The 20,042-nt window shown below is 68.8% G+C and carries 22 protein-coding genes; 14 read left to right on the forward strand and 8 right to left on the reverse strand.

Annotation, left to right across the window (positions count from 1 at the left end; genetic code table 11):
- Positions 1–16: 16 nt before the first annotated feature.
- A complete protein-coding gene (locus AB0E90_RS39925; protein WP_360417457.1) occupies positions 17–1,156 on the forward strand; it encodes an ROK family protein in 1,140 nt (379 codons plus the stop codon).
- A gap of 127 nt (positions 1,157–1,283) precedes the next feature.
- The gene (locus AB0E90_RS39930; RefSeq protein WP_360417459.1) at positions 1,284–2,117 is read left to right on the forward strand and encodes an SAM-dependent methyltransferase; all 834 of its coding nucleotides are present in this window, start codon (positions 1,284–1,286) and stop codon (positions 2,115–2,117) included.
- On the opposite strand, the gene AB0E90_RS39935 is transcribed toward AB0E90_RS39930, so the two are convergent.
- Positions 2,090–3,088: a LysR substrate-binding domain-containing protein gene (locus AB0E90_RS39935; RefSeq protein ID WP_360417461.1), complete on the reverse strand. Its 999-nt coding sequence runs from the start codon at positions 3,086–3,088 to the stop codon at positions 2,090–2,092. The two genes, AB0E90_RS39930 and AB0E90_RS39935, sit on opposite strands and share 28 nt — an antisense overlap.
- A 59-nt stretch (positions 3,089–3,147) precedes the next feature.
- Here AB0E90_RS39935 and AB0E90_RS39940 point away from each other — a divergent pair, with 59 nt between their 5' ends.
- Positions 3,148–3,603 (forward strand): ester cyclase, encoded by a 456-nt coding sequence (locus AB0E90_RS39940; RefSeq protein WP_360417462.1) that lies wholly within the window; start codon positions 3,148–3,150, stop codon positions 3,601–3,603.
- A gap of 10 nt (positions 3,604–3,613) precedes the next feature.
- Here the strand turns inward: AB0E90_RS39940 and AB0E90_RS39945 are convergent, their stop codons facing one another.
- Positions 3,614–3,994 carry a helix-turn-helix domain-containing protein gene (locus AB0E90_RS39945; protein ID WP_360417464.1) on the reverse strand — a complete coding sequence of 127 codons (381 nt, stop codon included), beginning with the start codon at positions 3,992–3,994 and terminating at the stop codon, positions 3,614–3,616.
- Between the two features lie 85 nt (positions 3,995–4,079).
- Here AB0E90_RS39945 and AB0E90_RS39950 point away from each other — a divergent pair, with 85 nt between their 5' ends.
- Positions 4,080–4,721 (forward strand): NAD(P)-binding domain-containing protein, encoded by a 642-nt coding sequence (locus AB0E90_RS39950; RefSeq protein ID WP_360417466.1) that lies wholly within the window; start codon positions 4,080–4,082, stop codon positions 4,719–4,721.
- Between the two features lie 41 nt (positions 4,722–4,762).
- Here AB0E90_RS39950 and AB0E90_RS39955 read toward each other — a convergent pair whose 3' ends face one another.
- The gene (locus AB0E90_RS39955; protein WP_360417468.1) at positions 4,763–5,359 is read right to left on the reverse strand and encodes a TetR family transcriptional regulator; all 597 of its coding nucleotides are present in this window, start codon (positions 5,357–5,359) and stop codon (positions 4,763–4,765) included.
- A gap of 85 nt (positions 5,360–5,444) precedes the next feature.
- Between AB0E90_RS39955 and AB0E90_RS39960 the strand changes: the two genes are divergently transcribed.
- Together AB0E90_RS39960 and AB0E90_RS39965 are read left to right on the forward strand one after the other, a co-directional pair.
- Positions 5,445–6,299 (forward strand): SDR family NAD(P)-dependent oxidoreductase, encoded by an 855-nt coding sequence (locus AB0E90_RS39960; RefSeq protein ID WP_360417470.1) that lies wholly within the window; start codon positions 5,445–5,447, stop codon positions 6,297–6,299.
- 125 nt (positions 6,300–6,424) lie between these two features.
- Complete coding sequence (locus AB0E90_RS39965; RefSeq protein WP_360417472.1) at positions 6,425–7,507, forward strand: type III polyketide synthase; 1,083 nt, start codon at positions 6,425–6,427, stop codon at positions 7,505–7,507.
- A 145-nt stretch (positions 7,508–7,652) separates the two neighbouring features.
- On the opposite strand, the gene AB0E90_RS39970 is transcribed toward AB0E90_RS39965, so the two are convergent.
- Positions 7,653–7,874, reverse strand: a complete 222-nt coding sequence (locus AB0E90_RS39970; RefSeq protein ID WP_360417474.1) for a hypothetical protein — start codon at positions 7,872–7,874, stop codon at positions 7,653–7,655.
- Positions 7,871–8,116 (reverse strand): hypothetical protein, encoded by a 246-nt coding sequence (locus AB0E90_RS39975; RefSeq protein ID WP_360417476.1) that lies wholly within the window; start codon positions 8,114–8,116, stop codon positions 7,871–7,873. The genes AB0E90_RS39970 and AB0E90_RS39975 overlap by 4 nt, the downstream gene beginning before the upstream one ends.
- A 181-nt stretch (positions 8,117–8,297) precedes the next feature.
- On the opposite strand from AB0E90_RS39975, the gene AB0E90_RS39980 reads away from it, so the two are divergent.
- Positions 8,298–8,666 carry a hypothetical protein gene (locus AB0E90_RS39980; RefSeq protein WP_360417477.1) on the forward strand — a complete coding sequence of 123 codons (369 nt, stop codon included), beginning with the start codon at positions 8,298–8,300 and terminating at the stop codon, positions 8,664–8,666.
- Between the two features lie 194 nt (positions 8,667–8,860).
- Positions 8,861–10,222: a DUF2786 domain-containing protein gene (locus AB0E90_RS39985; protein ID WP_360417479.1), complete on the forward strand. Its 1,362-nt coding sequence runs from the start codon at positions 8,861–8,863 to the stop codon at positions 10,220–10,222.
- A gap of 109 nt (positions 10,223–10,331) precedes the next feature.
- Here AB0E90_RS39985 and AB0E90_RS39990 read toward each other — a convergent pair whose 3' ends face one another.
- Positions 10,332–11,621 carry a plasmid pRiA4b ORF-3 family protein gene (locus tag AB0E90_RS39990; RefSeq protein ID WP_360417481.1) on the reverse strand — a complete coding sequence of 430 codons (1,290 nt, stop codon included), beginning with the start codon at positions 11,619–11,621 and terminating at the stop codon, positions 10,332–10,334.
- A 164-nt stretch (positions 11,622–11,785) separates the two neighbouring features.
- Here AB0E90_RS39990 and AB0E90_RS39995 point away from each other — a divergent pair, with 164 nt between their 5' ends.
- Positions 11,786–13,267: a hypothetical protein gene (locus AB0E90_RS39995; protein WP_360417483.1), complete on the forward strand. Its 1,482-nt coding sequence runs from the start codon at positions 11,786–11,788 to the stop codon at positions 13,265–13,267.
- Here AB0E90_RS39995 and AB0E90_RS40000 read toward each other — a convergent pair.
- Positions 13,243–13,737, reverse strand: coding sequence for a hypothetical protein (locus tag AB0E90_RS40000; RefSeq protein ID WP_360417485.1), 495 nt, complete (start codon positions 13,735–13,737; stop codon positions 13,243–13,245). The two genes, AB0E90_RS39995 and AB0E90_RS40000, sit on opposite strands and share 25 nt — an antisense overlap.
- A 693-nt stretch (positions 13,738–14,430) precedes the next feature.
- On the opposite strand from AB0E90_RS40000, the gene AB0E90_RS40005 reads away from it, so the two are divergent.
- The 5 genes from AB0E90_RS40005 to AB0E90_RS40025 all read left to right on the forward strand — a co-directional run bounded on the left by AB0E90_RS40005 (position 14,431) and on the right by AB0E90_RS40025 (position 17,696).
- Positions 14,431–14,700 carry a type II toxin-antitoxin system Phd/YefM family antitoxin gene (locus AB0E90_RS40005; protein ID WP_203728151.1) on the forward strand — a complete coding sequence of 90 codons (270 nt, stop codon included), beginning with the start codon at positions 14,431–14,433 and terminating at the stop codon, positions 14,698–14,700.
- A complete protein-coding gene (locus AB0E90_RS40010; RefSeq protein ID WP_360417487.1) occupies positions 14,697–14,963 on the forward strand; it encodes a Txe/YoeB family addiction module toxin in 267 nt (88 codons plus the stop codon). The genes AB0E90_RS40005 and AB0E90_RS40010 overlap by 4 nt, the downstream gene beginning before the upstream one ends.
- An 18-nt stretch (positions 14,964–14,981) precedes the next feature.
- A complete protein-coding gene (locus AB0E90_RS40015; RefSeq protein ID WP_360417489.1) occupies positions 14,982–15,266 on the forward strand; it encodes a hypothetical protein in 285 nt (94 codons plus the stop codon).
- Between the two features lie 292 nt (positions 15,267–15,558).
- The gene (locus AB0E90_RS40020; protein WP_360417491.1) at positions 15,559–16,251 is read left to right on the forward strand and encodes a response regulator transcription factor; all 693 of its coding nucleotides are present in this window, start codon (positions 15,559–15,561) and stop codon (positions 16,249–16,251) included.
- On the forward strand, positions 16,248–17,696 hold the full coding sequence (locus tag AB0E90_RS40025) for a HAMP domain-containing sensor histidine kinase (protein WP_360417493.1): 1,449 nt from the start codon (positions 16,248–16,250) through the stop codon (positions 17,694–17,696). The genes AB0E90_RS40020 and AB0E90_RS40025 overlap by 4 nt, the downstream gene beginning before the upstream one ends.
- Positions 17,697–17,901: 205 nt before the next feature.
- Here the strand turns inward: AB0E90_RS40025 and AB0E90_RS40030 are convergent, their stop codons facing one another.
- On the reverse strand, positions 17,902–19,989 hold the full coding sequence (locus AB0E90_RS40030) for an MMPL family transporter (protein ID WP_360417541.1): 2,088 nt from the start codon (positions 19,987–19,989) through the stop codon (positions 17,902–17,904).
- Between the last annotated feature and the right edge of the window lie 53 nt (positions 19,990–20,042).

Below are 20,042 nucleotides of genomic sequence, written 5' to 3' on the forward strand. Positions count from 1 at the left end.
TCGTAGACTGATTCTCATGGTGATCCAGCGCGTGTTGTCCGCGGGCGAGCTCGCGGTCACCCGCCACCTGCTCGTTCACGGCCCGGCAACCAGGCAGGACCTCGGCGACCGGCTCAATTTGTCGTACGCGTCGACGTCCCGCCTCGCCCGCGCCCTCGTCGACGGCGGCATGGCCTCCGAGGCGCTCGAACCGGAAACCGCCGTCGGGCGCCCGCGCCAGGTGCTGGCCGCCGTCCCGAGCGCCCGCCACGTGGCCGGCTTCAAACTCACCGCCGACACCGTCCACGGCGTGGTCTGCGACATGTTCGGCGACGTGCGGGCCACCGCCCGGGCCGCGCTCCCGGCGCCGGACGCAACCGGCGCGGTGCCGGTCGCCGGCGCGGTGAAGGTGCTGGCCCAGCTCACCGCCCGGCTGGCCCGGCGGGTGCCGACGCTGGACGGCATCGGCGTGGCGGTCGGCGGCGTCGTCGCCGGCCGCGCGGTCGTGCGCGAGGGCACGTTCCTCGGCTGGCGCGAGGTCGACCTGGCCGCGCCCCTGGCTAAGCGCACCGGCCTGCCGGTGATCGTCACCAACGACGTCACCGCCCTGGCCCGCGAGCAGCTGTGGTTCGGCGCCGGCCGGGCGCACGCCACGTTCGGCGTGATCACCGTCGGCGCGGGCCTCGGCTTCGGCGTCGTCCGGGAGGGAGTGGTCGTCGATCAGCTGATCGACAACGGCCACCTGCTGGCGCACGCCCCGGTTGACACCCGCGGCCCACGCTGCACGCTCGGCCACGCCGGCTGTGCCGCGGCGTACCTCAACCGCGAAGATCTCTCCCGCCGAGCCGCCACCGATTTCGCCGAGCTGGATCGGGCGCGCAGCGCCGGAGATCAAGCCGCCGCCGAGCTGCTCGACGACGCCGCCCGCGCGCTCGGCCACCTGGTCGCGACGTTCGCCGGCGCGCTCCAGACCACCTGCATAGTGCTGGCCGGCGAGGACGTCGCCGTGCTCACCGCGTCACCGGCGCTGAACGAGACGATCGCCGACCGGCTGCGGCCCGGCGCTTTCGAGGTGCAGCGATGCGCCCTCGACGTCGTCACCACCCCACTGACCTTCACCGACTGGGCCCGCGGCGCGGCGGTGGCCGGCGTCCAGAACGTCCTCGGCGAGGCCTGACGCTGTCGACCAACTGGCCGCCGCCGCCCAGACGCACTATCGGGCCTCGACTCGGCTCTGGTCGATCCCTAAGATCTTGCGATAGTCGGTTCCGTCCCCGGGGACTCAGGCGAAGGAGATGTCACCGATGACCGAGCAACCGGAGCCGGATCTCGGAACCCGGGTGGACATGCGCACTGATCGCCCGCACCCCGCCCGGGTGTACGACTATCTCCTCGGCGGCAAGGACAACTTCGCAGCCGACCGCGAGGCTGCCCAGAAGGGCCTGCAGGCCAACCCGGACAGCCGGATTCCACCACGGGAGAACCGGCTGTTCCTGCGCCGGGCAGTGCGTTACCTGGCCGAGCAGGGCATCGATCAGTTCCTCGACATCGGCACCGGGATCCCGAGCGCACCGAACGTGCACCACGTCGCCCAGGGGATCAATCCACGATCACGGATCGTCTATGTGGACAACGACCCCATCGTGCTTGCTCACGCCCGCGCGCTGCTGACCAGTCATCCCGAGGGCAGGACCGACTACATCGACGCGGACCTGCGCGACGTCGACACCATTCTGCGCTCGGCCGCTCTGCGCAACACTCTCGATCTGAACCGCCCGGTCGGGTTGCTGTTGATCGCGATCCTGCACTTCGTCGGTGACGAGCACGACCCGTGGAGCCTCGTCGAGCGGCTCCTGGCCGTGCTGCCGGCGGGCAGCTACCTGGCGTTGTCGCACCTGACCGGCGACTTCCGGCCGGAGGCGTGGGAGCAGGTGGCCGAGGTCTACCGCAGGCAGGGCGTCACCATGAAGGTCCGCTCCAAAGAGCGGATCGAACGATTCTTCACCGGTCTGGAACTGGTGGACCCCGGACTGCAGATCCTGCCCGCGTGGCGGCCCGATCTCGGTGAAGCCGCTGACCGATCGTCACCGTCGGATGCGCAAGTCTCGGTCTACGGCGCAGTGGCCCGCAAACCGTGACCGTCGTGGGACTCGGCCGAGGCGCCGTTGAGCCGGACGGCTTGGGTTTGCAGAGCTGCCACCAACGTCTGTGCCTGCGCGGATGGGCGGGCTACGGTCACGGCGACCGTGGCACGGCCGGGCCAGTGGCTGTCCCGCACGGGGACCGCGCGTACGTCGGCCGGGATCGCGGGCAAGATGAGTTCCGGGATGACGGTGATGCCAAGACCGGCCGCAACCAGGCCAAGGCGGGTCGACCAGGTGCGTACCGTGTGGGCGATGCGCGGCTCCGGCACCGTGGGCCATGCTCCGAACTGGGGTTCGCCGGGCGCGCCTTCGCTCACGACCCACTGCTCATGGAATAGGTCCGGCACGGCCACGTCCGCCTGGCCGGCGAATCGATGGGCCTTCGGCACGGCCACCAGAAGCCGGCCGTGTGCCAGGAGGTGCTGTGCCAACTCGCCCAGGTCGTAGTCCGGTAGGCCGTGCCCGACCGCGATAACCGCCACGTCGAGCCGCCCGGCACGCAATTGCCGAAGAAGTGTGGGGGTTGCCGCCTCCTTCACGATCACGGCCAGGCCCGGATGCCCGGCGGTCACCTGCGCGACCGCCCGCGGCACCAACGCCATGTTGGCGGTGGGGAATGCGCCGACCGTCATGCGACCCGCGAGCCGGTCGCGCATGCCGGCCAGCTCGAGCTCGGCCGCGCTCACGCCGGCTGACACCTGCGCCGCGTGCCGCAGGAGCACCTGGCCGGCCGGCGTGGGTGTCGCCCCCCGTCGATCGCGCTCGAAGATCAGCGCTCCGGCCGCGGCCTCCATCGCGGCCACCTGACGGGAGACCGCCGACTGGGTATAGCCCAGCGCCTCAGCAGCCCGAGTGAATGATCCCGCGGCGGCCACTTCCTGGACGACACGAAGGCCCACCAGTGTGAACTCCGACATGACGTCATTCTGCCATGCGTTCTGCTCATGGAAAGCGTGCCAGATCATCGTTGGCACGCATGACTGATCAGAGGCATGCTGATCGCCTGCCTTAAGGAGAGATACTGATGCCCGAAGACCTGATCCGCGACGAACTGATCGCTCGCCTGGTGCGCGCCGGCGAACTTGAGGTGTCCGGCGAGAATCAAGACGAGGCCGACACGTACTTCGACACGGAGATGTTCCGGTTCCACGGACCGGACGGCTTCGAGTCGGACTACCGCGGTCTCACGGACTACTTCGCGTCGGTCCGCGCGGCCTTCGACAACCGATCGATCCGCCGCGGCATCGTGCTCGTCGACGGTAGTTACCTTGCCTGCCAGACCTGGATCGAGGGCACCTTCGTCCGCCCTTTCACGCAGTCGCCGGCCGGCGTGCTGCCGCCCAACGGGCGACGCGTCGTGTTCGACTTGATCAACATATTTCGTGTCGACGATCGAGGCCGCCTCATCGAGGAGTGGGTGCGCACCGACAACCGCAGCCTTCTGTCCCAGCTTCAGCGCACTGCGGGGAGCAATGCCTGATGTGCTCCGGTCAGGTGTACGCCAAACGCATCCGTTCCTGCGCCTCGAAAAGTTCGCCGCCGTAACGGGTGATCCATTCACCGAGTGCGCGCATGGGCCCGTCGGTGAAGGTGCGTCCGAGGGCGGTCAACGCGTAGTCGACACGCGGGGGCGCCTCGGCGTACGACCTTCGTTCGAGCAGGCCATTCGTGATCAGCCGATGAAGTGCCTCGGTGAGAGCCTTGTCGCTGATGCCGCCGATACTCGCCCGAAGCGCGCGGCGGCGTTGCGGACCGTCGGTAAGCGCTGCCAGAACCACCGGATCCCACACGTGCGTGAAGAGGTCGGTTGCCATCCGTAACCGGCAGTCCGCTACGAAGTGCTCGCTGCCGCCGTCCGTATCGCGAGACATTCGGTCATCGTGTCATGGTTGACGCACACCTGATGGTGCGTAACGATCCGATCGGTTCGCACCGGACTTTCTAGAGTCTGACGCCATGCGTATCGGAATCCTCGGCACCGGAGCCCTCGCCGCGGCGCTCGCCACCGGCTGGACCCGGGCCGGACATGACATCAGCATCGGCGGCCGTTCGCCCGAACGTGCGGAAGCTGCGGCAAAGGCGTCCGGAGCCCGCTCCCGGCCTCTACGCGAGGTCGCTGTCGGCGTCGACGCCGTTTTGCTCGCCGTACATTGGCGGGGCGTCGCCGACATCCTCAGGGCCGCCGGTGCGCCCACCGGGTCACTTGCCGGGAAACCGCTGATTGATCCGACGAACGCGGTCGAGCACGGCATTGGCGTGCCGCAGCCGGAATCCGGGCGCGCGATGGCACACCACGTCGCCGAACTCGCCCCCGGCGCCCACGTGGTCAAGGCGTTTCATCTGTTTCCGTCGACGCGGTGGACGACGCCCGCCTCGTCACCGGTAACGGTCGCGATGTGCGGAGACGACCCCCGAGCATTGGACGTCGTCGGTTCCCTCGCACGCGACGTCGGTGGTGTTCCTGGCGTAATCGGCGGCCTGGATCGGGCGCGCCAATTGGAGGAGGTCGCCGGGTTCGTCATCGCGCTCGCGTTCGCCGGCCTCGACGCACAGTCGGCGATTCCGGCGACCGGCACTCCTGCTCCCGCACAGCCCTGAGCCGAGACATCCGCTCATCGGCGCGAGTCGCGCTCGCCGGGTCAGCCGACGGCGGCCATGGCACGGTCGAGCAGCTCGGGCAGTTCCGGCGGCTGTTCACTGGCGGTCCAGGCAATCAGCGCCGCGTCGAGACAGCCGAGCGCGGCAGCGATCATGGCATCGGCACGAGGATCGGAGGTGGCCGCCGGGTTGACGCCGAGACGGCGGGCAACCTCCGGCCGCAGCACCTGATGCCACTCGGCTTCCTTCTCACGGTGACGTGCTGCCAAACCCGGAGTGTTCTGAATGAGGCGCACCAGACGCCCGGCCTGCACACCCCCGGCAGCGATCTCCTCAAGACGCGGATCGAGTGCCCGCCGCAGAGCGGTCCACGGTGTCTCGCCGGAGGGCCGAGCAGCTAGCGCGGCAAGCAGCCGCTCGCCGGTGTCGCTGGAGAGGCCGAACAGGGCGTCCTCTTTGGTCGGGAAGTACCGGAAGAACGTGCTGCGTGAGATGTCGGCGGCGGTGCAGATGTCCTCCACCGTCGTCTCGTCGTAGCCCTGCTGAAGGAACAGGCCCACCGCAATTGCGCTCACCTGCACGCGCATCGCCCGGCGGGCCCGCGCGCGAGCCCCGTTCGGAGCCCCGCTGACATCCACAGGCAGATGGTACTACAACTCATGTATGACACTGAGTTTCACTAATGAGATAGTGTCTCACGTACTCGATGGAGGGAAGATCTGGGTGAACATCAAGAAGGTCATCGTCATCACCGGTGCGAGCAGCGGAATCGGGGCCGCCGCCGCACGCCGGTTGCACGCCGACGGGCACACCGTGGTGGTCGCCGGGCGCTCGCCCGAGAAGACCCGCGCCATCTCCACCGAGCTCGGCGTCGACGGCTACGTCGCCGATTTCACCCGACTCGACGACGTCGCCCGGCTCGCGGCGGAGCTCACCAGCGCCTACCCCCGCATAGATGTTCTGGCGAACAACGCCGGCGGCATGTTCGGCCCGCAGACCAGGACCGTCGACGGCTTCGAGAAGACGTTCCAGATCAACCACCTCGCACCGTTCCTTCTCACGCACCTTCTCCTGGACATCCTTATCGCCTCGCGCGCTTCGGTGATCCAGACCTCGAGCACGGTGCGTTTCACGAAGAAAATCGATCTGACAGACCTCGACCACGACCGTCATTTCGACGCAGTCCACGCCTACGGCGCGGCCAAACTCGAGAACATCCTGTTCACCCAGGAACTGCACCGGCGCTACCACGCCCAGGGCATCTCGGCGGCCTCCTTCAACCCCGGCAACGTCATAACCAACTTCGGGGTGGAGTCCACCAAGCCGATCATCCGTCTGGTCCGCCGAGTCGCGGCCAACCCGATCGGCCGCCGCCTGTTCTCCACCCCTGAGCAGGGCGCCGATCAACTGGTGTGGCTAGCGCAGGGCAGACCCGGCGTCGACTGGGAATCCGGTGCGTACTACTACCGGCGCAACATCACCAGGCCGAGCAACGCACAAGCCCTCGACGAAACGCTCGCCCGCGGCCTCTGGGAGCGCTCGCAGCACCTCACCTCCGGCAAGCGCCCAGCGCCATAACGCTCGGTCACCGCCGCGCGAGCCAGCGCCTCCGCAGGCGCCCAGCGCCGCCCGTAGCTCCTCGCGCCTTGTCTGTGCTGTCTCCGCACGCCGATGAAGAGCGAGGTTGAGAGGACCATGAATAGATGTCACGCATCGTTGCTGCCCGCGCCGTCTTCCCGGCGAATGTGTACCGGCAGGACGAGATAACCGAAGTCCTGGCCGATGCCATCCTCGGTGACGGACCGGAGGCTGCGCCCCGTCGCGAGCTGATGCGGCGTCTGCATGGCGCGGCCGAGGTTCGCACCCGGCACCTGGCTCTCCCGCTGGAGCGATACCACGATCTCGGTGGCTTCCAAGCCGCCAACGACGTGTGGATCGAGGTCGGCCGCCGGCTCGGTGTGGAAGCCGTGTCCGCTGCGCTGGCCGCCGCCGGACTGGGCCCGTCCGACGTCGACCTCATCGCGACGACTTCCGTGACCGGGCTGGCAGTGCCCAGCTTGGACGCGCGCATCGCCGGCCCGCTCGGACTGCGCGACGACGTGAAGCGGATGCCACTGTTCGGCCTGGGCTGTGTGGCGGGGGTCGCGGGCATCGCGCGGATCCACGACTATCTGCGGGGCCACCCGGACGACGTAGCGGTGCTGCTGTCGGTGGAGTTGTGCTCGCTCACGTTCCAGCGCGACGACAGCTCGACGGCGAACCTCGTCGGCTCCGGCCTGTTCGGGGACGGCGCGGCCGCGGTGGTCCTGGTGGGGGAGCGGCGCGCGACCGAGATCGGCCACGGGCGTGCGGCCCAGGTGCGGGCGACACGGAGCCGGCTCTACCCGGGCTCCGAGCGGGTGATGGGCTGGGACGTCGGCGGCTCCGGGTTTCGGCTCGTGCTCGCGGCCACGGTCCCCGACATCGTGGACACATACCTGCGGGACGACGTGGAGGCCTTCCTGGCCGGGCACGGGCTGACCGTGGCAGACGTCGACACGTGGATCGCTCACCCCGGTGGCCCCAAGGTCATCGAAGCGATCCTCCGAGCCCTCGACCTGAAGCCGTATGCGCTCGACGTGACGCGACGGAGCCTGGCGTCGGTGGGGAACCTGTCGTCGTCGTCCGTTCTGCATGTCCTGCAGGCGACGCTGGCGGACCGGGATCCCGGCGCACCGAGCCGACCGGCCGTGATGCTGGCCATGGGGCCTGGGTTCTGCTCGGAGCTGGTCCTGGTCGACCTGTGATCTGAATCGGGTCTGCATAGCGACGCCACGGCTGAGTGAGCGGTGATGTGGTCAGGTCGCGCGTCGGCGTACGGCGGGTAGCGTCACGGCCGTCCCCTGAGCTGCGGAAATGCGGTTTCTATGCTGCCAGGTGTGGTCCGCCAGTTCAGAGGCCATGTCCGATCGATGGCATGGCCTCGTCTGGCTGCTGGTAGCCGTCGACGCTGGCCCTGGCGCGATGATCGTTCCTCGACACGGAAGAGGTCACTGGTTCGATCCCAGTATCGCCCACCAAAGCCCCTGACCAGGGAAAACGTGAATCGATTGTTGGCAGTTTAAGAACCGCCTCGGTCGACAGCGCGTTGAGCTGCAAATATTGGCTGCTCACGCGAATGTGAGCAGTAGCCTCGGCGTACTCGGGGTAGACGCCGAGGCGATCCAGGCGCTTTCGAGCGTGGCCCGCTTGACCCGGTACATCGCCTCCCTGAGGGGCACGCCGTTGCTGCGGTCGATGGTGGCGTAGTAGTCGATCAAACCCATGCCGTGGTTGGTCCGGCACGCGCGCAAATGCGGCGTCTGCAGCTCGTCGGTGCGATTGGTCTCCAGCCGGCCCGCAGGCCGGTGACGCACCCGAAGGCGATCACCACGTCGCTCTGACCCAAGCCGTGACACCTCCGATTGTCTCGAGGACTGATGAGGTAAAGCCTCGTGCGAGTCGAAACCGCAGCAGCGGCGCGCCCACTGGGCTGCGGCCGTGGCTAGATACGGTGCCGATACGCTCGGGCGCATACCGGATCGGTTGGACCTGGCCATGCTGGAGATCGACAAGTTTGATCTTGACGAGATCGCGTTCGCGTTGTCGGATCAGAACGTCTACGACGAGCACCTGCACCTGGTCGACCCGGAGACCGGGGAGATCGTGCTGTGGACCTGGGACGGCGGCATCGACGGCAAGACCCCGGTCGACCTGGACGACCTGGACCGGGACCTCGTCGCGATCCGTCCGCTGCCCTCGTACGTCTGGCATGAAGACATGGCCGACTTCACCGAGTTGGTCAGCGACGACCAGGCGGCCCGCAGGCTCGCCCGCGCGATCAACGGCCGCGGCGCGTTCCGTCGGTTCAAGGACGAACTACGAGGAGTACCCGCACCTGTTACCGGCCTGGTATGCGTTCCGTGACGCCCGAGCCGCCCGCCGGGCGGTCGACTGGCTGTTCGACGCCTCGCTGATCAGCCACGACGCCGCGGACCGCTTCCGGGCAGAGCATCCCGAACCGGCTGTGCCCTGAGGCCGATCCACCTTAACGGGTGCGTCCGCGAGGTTGTCGGGTTGGTAGCGTTGGCGGCTTGCCGGATCAGATCGGGCGGAGATCAGTGGGTAGGAACAGTCGCGAACGGCACAAGGCCAAGCGGAAGACGGCGGACGCGGCGCAACGCCGAAAGTCCGAGCGGGCGGCGGGTGGTGCCGATGATCCGTTGGGCCTGTTCGGTACACCGCGTGTTCCCTCGCAGCTGGAGCTCGCGGAGCAGATCATCGAGCAGGCGATCCACGCCCAGCATGGCGAACACGGCGCCGAGCTGGACCGTTGTCATGCTCTGTTGATCGCGGGGCCGGGTGGTGCAGTCGGGATCCAGGTCGTCAACCGTGCCCTGCTGGCGCGGTTGCTGCACGATGTGGAGCAGGCGTGGCGGCGCGGCTGGCAGCCGGCCGAACTGGTCCGGGTGGCGCGCCGCGAATGCGGCGCACGTCATGGCCGGCTGATGGTCGATGCCATCGCGGCGCGGATGCGCGGCTATCCCATGGCCACCGTCGACCCGCGATGGCAGTCACAGCTGGCGATCCTCGAAGCACGGGTCTGGTGGGACCACGATGACCATTACGTGACGATCTGGGGTGGCCGGCAGGGTCTGGACCGCGCCACCGTGATCGCCGCGCTGATTGACGTGCTTCATCTGCTCGCGACGCTGCCGGCGATCGAGGTGGTCGGCCCGGCTCCCGGCGATGCCCGGCCGGCCACGGCGCCCGCGCCGGCGGACGTCGACCAGCGGATGCTGGACCGGGTCCGGGCACTGCTGGCCAAGGCGGAGTCCACCGACTTCCCGGAGGAGGCCGATGCGTTCACGGCCAAGGCGCAGGAATTGATGGCCCGGCACCGGATCGACCACGCCCTGCTGGTGGCCGCGACCGGTGAACGCGACCAGCCGGTCACACGCCGGATCGCCGTCGACAATCCGTATGAGGCGCCGAAGTCGTTGCTGCTCCAGGTCGTCGCGGAGGCGAACAGTTGCCGGGCGGTGTGGGCGAAGCGCTTCGGTTTCACCACCGTCGTCGGCTTCCCGGCGGATCTGGATGCCACCGAACTGCTGTTCACGTCGCTGCTGGTGCAGGCGACCAGGGCGATGACTCAGGCCAAGCCCACCACCGACGAGTACGGGCGTAACACCACCCGCTCGTTTCGGCAGTCGTTCCTGACGGCGTACGCGTCGCGGATCGGCGAACGGCTCAGCGCCGCGGCCGACGAGGTCGGCCAGGAAGCGGCCGGCTCGGCCAGCGGCGCCCAGCTGCTACCGGTGCTCGCGGCCCGTGACGACGCGGTACGCGACGCGTTCGAGAAACAGTTCCCTCAGCTGACGCACCATACGACGAACATCAACAATCGGCAGGGCTGGGCGTCGGGCCGGGCCGCCGCCCACCGGGCAGCACTGCACGGCCGGCACGCGGTCGCCCACGAGTGAACCCCACCGACAGCCCCGGCAGCGGCCGGTTTCGCTCTTCGCGGTGTCCGCTGTCGGCCGTACGGAGTGTCGCCCGCATGCGTGGCCGACGCCCGGGGCGCTTCCCTGGTCAGGCGGTGCGGGTCGCGGCAAGGATGACGGCGTCGAGTCGGCGGTTGGCGTCGGCGGTTGCGAAGTGCGCTGGGTCGAAGTCGCTGCCTTTCTCGATGCCGAGCCATTCCAGCAGGTGCTGGCGTTCGGGGTGGGTGGGATCGGCGAGTGTGTCGATGAGGTCGGCGTAGCCGTGAACACCGCCGCAGTCTTCCGGTGGGCAGGCGCTTGCACCGGCCGTGCAGGTGGGGTACCGGCCGCCGCGCTCAGCGGTCAGCAACTGTTCCAGCACAATTTCGTGTTCCCAGTCGTCGCCGAAGTCGTACTCGTACCTGACGGTTTCGCCTTCTCGATCGGCCAGATCGCGCAGGGTCGTGCGGCGTTCGTCCTGCAGCGGGAAGTCGAGGTCGGGCACGCCGTAGCGGCCGCTGGGATGGATGAACATGTGCCGGTGTGAGTTGGTCCAGCCCATGGTGGCTTGAATCACCCGGTCCAGCCGGTCGAGGCGGATCGTCGCGGGTACGAGCAGGCGGCGCCACACCGGCGGTTCGGTATCCAGCAGGGTGATCTTGAGCTGGGCGATCTGGTCGCCGGGCGCGACGGCGCCGTACCGGGAGCGCAGAGCCCACTCGGCCAACGGCGTCAGCCGTAGCATCCCGGACGCGGTTTCCTCTTCGGCGAGCGCGCCGAGGGTCACCAGACCGGCCACGGCGCGGCGTACGTCATTGTCTGTGGTCTTGCGCAGGCGAGTCAGTTGCTCGGTCGTGGCGTCGTCCAGGTAATAGCGCGCGCTGAGCGCAGACCAGACCTCCTCCTGCACCGCGCCGGTGGGCGCGGCACCGCCGCCGTCCGCGATGCCGCCGAAAAGGACGGCGATGCCGTCGGCAAAGTTGTCGCCAAGCAGCGACTGGAACCAACCGGCGGAGCAGATTGCCGGTCCGAGCTGGTCGAAAGCAGCGAACATGAGGTTCCACAGCTGGGCCGGCCGATCGATCAGCCGCTGGTTCTTCTTCACCGGGACCAGCCGGCCGTGGACGATGCGGACGAGTCCCGCGGCCTTGGCCCACGCCACCACGATCGCGAGGACAGGCAGCTCAGCGCTGCTGCGGGTACGGAACACCCGCTCGCCGATGACCGGATCGATTTCGTCGCCGGTATCCAGCAGACCGACCAGATGGCGGGCGTCGGCCATGGTCAGCTGTCCGGTCTGAGTTAGCTTGCGGCCCTGTCCGACCCACCGCGTCAAAGCGGTGACCTGCCTCAGCGCAGGTGTGAAAGCTGCCACGGCGGCGAGATCGTCTTCAGGCATGGGCAGTAGACCTCTCGAGCGTCATCGTCATCATCGACAGCTGCGACAACAACCGTACGGCGACGCGCACGCGGGGCTGTCCTCGGAGAGCGGTCCTGGCGTGCCGCTGCGGGCGGGCGAGGCGACGGCGGTAGGGTCGCTCGGTGCCCCGCTTGCAGCAGACGGTGATCGACGAGTTCGCGGAGTGGGCTTCGGCGGCTGGGCTCGCCCCGGGCGGCCAAGCTGGCACACGGTGGCGGGAACGGATCACAATCCTGCTTCACGGACGCGCGCAGTACCTTGACCGGCCGGATCCGACCCGCTGGCGCAGCGGTGACGTCCACGACCTGTTCATGGCATATGTCGTGCCTCGACAGGTCGACAACTGGGATCTCACCGAGTACGGCCTGGACACCATCCGCGACTTTCTGCGTTTCCTCGACGCCACCGACCGGCTGCACCCAGCCAGCACCCGCGTGCCGGCCTTGCTCAAGGAACTGGACCGGCTCGCGCCCAGGTTTCCCAGCGCGATGGCCGACACAACCCGGTGGCGGCTCGCGAAACGCGTATTCCACGCGATCCTCGCCGACGGGATACCGTTGGACGCCGAACCCGCGGCTCTTGACGCCTGGGCGCAGCGATTCAACGCCCGAGACTTCGAGGGCCGCCGCGCGGTCCTGGGCGAGTTGATGGACGAGCGCCCCGGCTACGCCACCGGGCAACTGCTCATCCACGACGGTCAGGTCGCGATCCTCGGGCACGCCGCGCCAGCAGCGAAGCACCTGGTCTGGCCGGACCTGGGCTGTGACTGCGGGTGCGAGCGGCAGGCGCAGTTCCCGCCCGTCGCGCTGCCCGAGCCAGCCGACCTGGCCAGGATGGTGGCCACTGACGGGGCTGGCTGGCTCACCCAGCTCGCGGTATTAGCCGGGTGGACCGGCGGGGGCAAGACCGTCGACGATCGCGGCGAGCCCCGCAAGGCCGACGTGCCGATGCTGCTCGCCGCGCTCGATCTGCCGGCCACCAGCGACCGAACAGGCGGGACGCCGGCTCTCACCCGAATATGGCGGCTGGCGATCGAGTTCGACGTCATTCAGCTCCGCCGCACCCGAGTCCTCGCCGGCTCAGGCGCGAGTCTCATCGCGAACACACTGGCGGGTGCCGCAGAGCCGGAACAGGTCCTCGATTTTTGGTCCGATCTGGCCGACGAGTTGCTGGATCCTCCAGCGCCGGCGATCGCGCCGAAGAACGGCGAGCACCTACGTGACTGGCTGAGGCCCTGGATGCCCCGGTTCCTCGGCATCTTGTACACCGCTACAGCAAGCAGCGAACTCGCCGTCCTGGACACCATGATCGACCAATTGCTCGACGAGTACGAGCGCCGCCTCCCGCCGGGCGATCCCGCGCTGTTTGCCGGACTGGCCGCCGCGGTCGTCCGCAACACCCTTTCCGACCTCGCCGACCATGGCGCCGTGGCCGTTGCCGGCATCGGCGACCACGTCAACGACCAACGCGCCGCTGCGATCGGCGTCGCGCCATGGGCCTTGAACCCCCAGCCCGGCCTGACCGTCGGCCTCACCGATCTTGGCCGCTACTTGGTCCGCCAACGCCTTCTCGCTGAAGGGGCACATGCGCCCGTGGCCGGTCAGCCGGACGATGCGACGCCGTAGACGGCGGCCACCTCGTATCCGCAGGCGTCCACATCCCACAGGTACCACCGGCCCGAGCCGTTCGCTGAGGCGAAGGGGGCGACCACAGCCCAGTGGCTGCCGTAGCTGTCTCTCGCCCACAAGGCCGAGCCGGTCACGGCACGCCCACGAATGGCCCGCTGCGCCGCGTCGTCGTCCAAATGCTCGGCGACCAGGTCCTGCGCAGACACGCTCAGCGGCGCCGGCAGCACACCGGCGAGAACGGCCAGCAGCCGCTGCACCACAGCCAGGCCAATGCCGGACTCCTCGGCTTCGTGCAGCCGCTCGTCGAGCACGGAGAGCACGGCGCGGACGAAGTCGTCCGGGTTGACCCTGTCCTCCAGCGGGCCGCGCTCGTACTGGAGCATCGCCGCGCCGAAGCGCGCACAGAAATCGTCCTCGAGATCGTCGTCGGACCACCCAGGAGCGGCCGCGACCAACGCGTTGACCATCGGCCCGGCGGACTCCGTAGCCAGTGCGGTGCGATGCTAGTCGAGCAGACGACGGTACTCGAACACCTCCCGCAACGGGTTTGCCTGCGCCATTCTGCTCGGGGCCGGCGCCCCGGGGCGGCGACCGGACTGCGACTTCTTTTGCACTTACGAGACGCCGGCACGGCCCCGGATCGTGCCCCGGGGCACAGGGCAGTCACCGGCCCCGGGCATACCCTTCGGACCCTGGAGCCGCTCGGTCAACATGCTGCAGGTGAGCCTGCTGGCGAGCGCGGACAAGGATGTCACGGCCAGCAGCGCGGCTCGTGGCATGGACGGATGCGGTTGTCGCCACCCGAGTGCGCAGTCATTCGGCCGAGGGATACCGAGGGCTTCTTTCCGGGGCCACCCTCGAGGAGGGGCCGAAGGGCTAGGAGGCGGAGATGGTGAACCGGCGGCGTGTAGCGACGAACGTCAGAGTCCTGGCGCCTGAGGTCGTCCCCATAAGTCCCGAGGACTATCAGCAGGCCGTCACGGCACTGGCCCAGATGATCGAGCAAGGATGGCGCAACCACCGCTACAACGAGCCCTCTGATCCTGGCCGGCCGGCTGGTCTGGCCCCACTCGCCTCTGGTCGGCCGACCTGGGCAAACTTGAATCGAGGGTTTGATCTCCAAGGTGTTGTACAATATGACGTACAATACTGGAGGGGTCATGAAGGTCATCACTGCTTCGGACTTGCGGGCGAACCTCGCGAATGAGTTCGACGCCATCGAGAACGACGCCGAAGATCTTGTAGTTACCCGCAGTGGGCACGAGCCGCTGGTCGTCATGCTGAAGAGCGACTATGACGCGTGGCGCGAAACTGAGTACCTGTCTCGTGGCGCCAACGGCCGCGAGTTGCGCCGTCGGCGGGCGGAGATGGAAGCCGGTGGGCTGGTCCAGCATGAGCTCATCGAGCCGGACGCGGAGGGCTCCGTGTGAAGCTCGTCTGGCACCCGGATGCGTGGGACGAGTACGTGGGCTGGCAGTCGGGTGATCGCAAGACCCTTAAGCGGATCAATGCTCTCATCAAGGACATTCAGCGAGGCGAAGAAGGCGGCATCGGTAAGCCGGAACTCCTCAAGGGCGACCTCTCGGGCTGGGCATCGCGGCGCATCACCGAAGAACACCGGCTCGTGTACCGCGTACTGGACGCCCAGGACCAGTTGGAGATCATGTCCTGCCGCTATCACTACGGTCGATAACGCTTCGTTCCTGATCAGGTGCTGCTGGCCTGGCCGGGCTTCCACCTCGGCGGCCGGTGGGTTTCCATGGCCGAGTTGTTCGGATCCGGCGAGCAACTCACCGCCGGTGGTGGGTTCACCGGCGGCGACGGAGAAATGTTCTTTGCCGCCGTGGCACGCACTGCTGTGGACTGGGACGGGGTGGCCCACGGGTTGATCTTGACCGCTGATCGTGGATACACCAGCGCGGCGAGGTGGACGAACGGTGAGCCGGGTCAGGGTATGCGTCGGCGCACGGCCGGTAGCGTCACGATCGGGCCCTGAGCTGCGATTATCTGGTTCTTATTCTGCCAACTATGGTCCACCAATAGTCAAGGCTAGTTCGCCGCCTGCCTGCGGACCTGGTAGTGCTCCTGGCGCGCCGGCACTCCGTTCTCGCAAATATCCGTGCCGGCGGTCCCACGATTCGTTGCTATCCCGTCAGTGGTCAAGTCTGAGCTCAGGCATCCGTAGAGCACGACCCGCGGGGCACCACAGAGGCGACGGTTCTAATACTGGCTTCAGGTTGGTCGGGGAGGATGAGCGGCAAAGCATCGACTGGAAGGGGCGGGCCGGCGTGCGGATCTTGATCGCGGATGATGACGGGGCCATCCGTGAGTCGCTGGAGCGGGTGCTCCAGGTCGAGGGTTACGACACCAGCACCGTCGCCAACGGTCTCGCCGTGCTCGACGCGGTCGCCGGCACGGGCGGTGACGCGCTGGATCTGCTGATCCTCGACGTGATGATGCCTCGCCTCGGCGGGTTGGAGACCTGCCGGCGGTTGCGGGCCGCGGGCCGGGATCTGCCGGTGCTGATGCTGACCGCCCGTGACCAGGTCTCCGACCGGGTCGCGGGGCTCGACGCGGGCGCTGACGACTACCTGCCCAAGCCGTTCGCCACCGAGGAGATGCTGGCCCGGGTGCGGGCCTTGCTGCGCCGGCGCACGCCGGCCGACGGGGAGTCGCAGATCCTGTCGTTCGCCGACGTCCGGGTCGATCCCGACAGGTTCGAGGCGTGGCGTGGCGGGCGGCCGCTGCGCCTGACCCGGACCGAGTTCTCCCTGCTGCAGGTCCTCCTGCGCAACGCGACCCGGGTCTTGACCCGCGACGCGCTGTTCGAGGCGATCTGGGGCTTCGACATGAGCGCCACCGCCAACAACCTGCAGGTATACGTGAGCTACCTGCGCCGCAAGATGGAGGCCGAGGGTGAGCCGCGATTGATCTACACGCTGCGCGGTCTGGGATACACATTGCGGGAGACTCCTCCGTGAGCAGGCCCGCCGGCCGGGAACCGCACCGGCTGACCCGATGGTGGCGCCGGCGGTCCCTGCGGAGCAGGCTGACGGTGATCGCGGCGACGGCCATCGCGGTCAGCGTGTTCGCGGCCTTCCAAGTGGCCAGCGAGCTGATGGACCGGAAGCTGCGGGACACCGCCGAGGAACAGCTACGCGCCGACTCCCGCGTCCTGGCGACGAACGCGGAGCGCGCCGGTCTGGCGCAGGTCGAGCTCCCGCCGTACCCCGGATCCGGTCGGCTGGTGCGGGTCATCCTGCCCGACGGCTCGACCCGGACGCCGGCCGGCCAACCCGCGCTGCCCCCGGTCAGCGAGCACGCCGGGCGTGTGGCGCAGGGCGCGTCGACCGACCTACTGGAGTCGACCGACTGGAACGACGGCTACCGCATCTACACGCTGCCGGCGGGAGACGGCGCGGTCCAGGTGGCCGACCTCGCCGACGACACCCCGATCAACCAGTTCGGGTTCGGCATGCTGCTGATCGGGCTGTTCTGCGTGGTCGGCGGCGCCCTTGTCGGGCGGACCGTGGCGCGGACCGGGCTGGCACCGATAGACCGGCTGACCGCCGCCGCCGTACGTGTCGCGCACACCCGGGATCTCGACGCCGACATCCCGGATGAGGGCGGTGGGGAGATTCGGAGGCTGATCCAGTCGATCAACGACATGCTCGCCGCGCTCCGGGACTCCCGGCGGGCCCAGCGGCTGCTCGCCGAGGACGCCGCCCACGAGCTCAAGACCCCGCTAACCAGCCTGCGCCTCAACGTCGAGCTGCTGGTCCGGCTCGATCGGCGCGGCACCCTGGACAGCGCACTGCCGGCGGAGAGCCGGACCCGGCTGCTCAACGATCTCGGCGCCCAGGTGGCCGAGTTGAGCACCCTTGCCGCCGAGCTGACCGAGGTGGCCCGCGGTGACGTCAGCGACGAGAGCACCGAGCTGCTCGACCTCGCCGACGTGGTGGTGGCCGCCGCGACCCGGGCGCGTTCCCGCGTGCCCGACATCGAGGTCGCACTCGACGTGACCTCCGTGTGGGTGAGCGGGCGTCCCGCTGCGCTCCAGCGGGCGGTGCTCAACCTCATCGACAACGCCGGCAAGTGGTCCCCCGCGGACCAGCCGGTCCAGGTCCGGCTCCGTGCTGAGGGCGCGTCGGCGGTGCTCGAGGTCGACGACGCCGGGCCGGGCATCGACGCCGTCGACGTACCGCGGGTGTTCGACCGGTTCTACCGTGCGGACAGCGCCCGGGGGTTGCCGGGATCCGGTCTGGGGCTGTCGATCGTGGAGCGGGTCGTCGACGCCCACGGCGGCCGGGCCGCTGTCGCCCGTTCCACACGCGGTGGGGCGCTGCTCCGGGTCGACCTTCCGGCCGCGGCCCCGCCCGCCCCGATCGCGCGCCGCGCCGCCGGGGAGGACACCGCGGCGCGCTGACCCCCTCCCGGCGGTGCGGCGCAGGACAAGAGACGGCCGCTTTCGGGCATGAGCCTGCGCCGTTCACCTTCGGGGCCGGACACCGCGACGCGCCGACCCCAGGCCCGGCGCGTCGCGCAGGACCGGAGGGCGGCGGCCGTCGGGCCACCGAAAGGACACGGGATGGGCTGGATGCCCGTCCCGGATCTCGTCCGTGCCACCGCGCTCACCGTTGCAGCGCGGGCTCCTCCTCCTCCTCGTCGGCGAGCGTGTGTCGACCGATCGGCGGCCCTGCCGCTGCACGAGACAGCCGGCTCGGCCACCAGATCCGCCGGCCGATCAGCAGGGTGAGGGCGGGCACCAGGACCGACCGCACCAGCAGGGCGTCGAGCAGCACGCCGAAGGCGACCAGAAACCCGAGCTCGATCAGCATCACCAGCGGAAGTGAGACGAGGACCGCGAACGTGGCCGCCAGGACCAGGCCGGCCGAGGTGATGACGCCGCCGGTGGCCGAGAGGGCTTTGAGCATGCCCTCTCTGGTGCCGAGCCGCACGGTTTCCTCCCGGGCCCGGCTGGCCAGGAAGATGTTGTAGTCGACGCCGAGCGCCACCAGGAACATGAAGGCCAGCAGCGGTACCGAATAGTCGACGCCCTTGAACCCCAGGATCTTGTCGAAGACGAACACGCTGCCGCCGAAGGCCGCCGCGAACGAGACGATCACGGTGGCCATCAGGATCATCGGGGCCGCGATAGCACGCAGCAGCAGCCCGAGGATTATCAGGATGACGGCGAGCACCAGCGGGATCACCAACTTCTGGTCGCGGCGGGTGGTCACGTCGGTGTCGAGGTGCTCCGCACTCGGCCCGCCGACGATCGCCTCCGCCCCGTTCACCGCGTGCACGGCGGTGCGCACCCGCTTGATCGTGTCGTACTCCGCGGTGGTGTCCGGCGCGTCCTTCGGGAACACGGAGATGTCGACCCAGCCGCCCCTGGTCTCTCCCGGGATGGCCTGGGCAACACCGGGGATGCCCTGGACGACGTTGAGGACCCGCTCCTGGTACGCCGGCTGTGTGAAGACCGTCATCGGCTGGCCGCCGAGCTCGGGGAAGTGCTGGCCGAGAACGGTGAAGCCGGTGACCGACTCCGGCGTGGACAGGAATTGGTCCTGCTCCCGCAGAGTGCTGGTGTTGCCCGTCAGCCCGACGGTGAGCACGCCGAGGACTCCAAGCGAAGCGAGCGTCGCCACCCACCGGCGGCGGCTGATGGCGGCGCCGAGGCGTCCCCACAGCCCCGGCTTCTGCTCCACAATCGTGGCGGAGAACCGCGGGATGGCCGGCCAGAAGATCCGCCGGCCGAGCACCACGAGCACCGCCGGGAACAGCGTCAGCATGGCCACCAGCGCGCACAGGATGCCGGCCGCACCGATCGGCCCCAACCCGCGGGTTTCGTTCAGGTCCGCGACGAGCAAGCACAGCAGGCCGGCGACCACGGTGGCCGCGGACGCGACGATGGCCGGCGCCGCGCCGCGTAGCGCGTGGACCATCGCGACCCGGACGTTTTCGTGGTGGTGCAGTGTCTCCCGATATCTAGCGATGAGCAACAGCGCGTAGTCCGTGCCGACGCCGAACACCAGGATCGTCAGCAGCGCTGAGTTCTGGCTGTTGATCACGATGCCGAAGCCCTTGACGAGCAGGTAGACCGTCGCCATCGCGGTCAGCGCGGCCGCGCCCACGGCCATCAGCGGGATGAACCACAACACCGGGCTGCGGTAGGTGAGGATGAGCAGGAGCGCGACGACGACGACGGTGGTCAGCAGCACCTGCACGTCGATGCCGTCGTAGACAGCGTCCATGTCGGCGTCGATCGCGGCCGGGCCGGTCACGTCGAGTTCCAGGCCGGCGGGGCGGTCCTTCGCGGTGTCACGCAACGGGCCGATGAGGACCGACGGCTCACCGTAGGCCGTGCTCACGTTGAGTGTGAACATTATCGCCTTGCCGTCCTTGGAGCGTTGCGTCGGCGGGCCCTCGCCGTGCTCGCCGGCCTGCGGCGCCACCTGCGGCGGGTACCGCTTGGCAAAAGTGTGGTAATGACGCTCGATCGCCGCCCGGTCGGCATCAGTCACACCGCCGGCACGGTGGTACACGAAGACGAACGTGTTGTCCTCCCCACCGGGAAGCCTGTCCTTCAGCGCCGCCACCTTGGTGGACTCGGCACTGGCGGGCAGGGCGTCCACGGCCCTGTCTTTGGTGACCGAGCTCAACTTTCCGCTCAACGGCACCATGACCGCCGCCAGCGCCACCCACAAGCCGATCACCAACCACGGCACCCACCGGCCTGCCAACCGACCGGGCGGCGCTTTCCTGGGCG

Source organism: Actinoplanes sp. NPDC026619 (assembly GCF_040638295.1).
Lineage (GTDB): Bacteria > Actinomycetota > Actinomycetes > Mycobacteriales > Micromonosporaceae > Actinoplanes.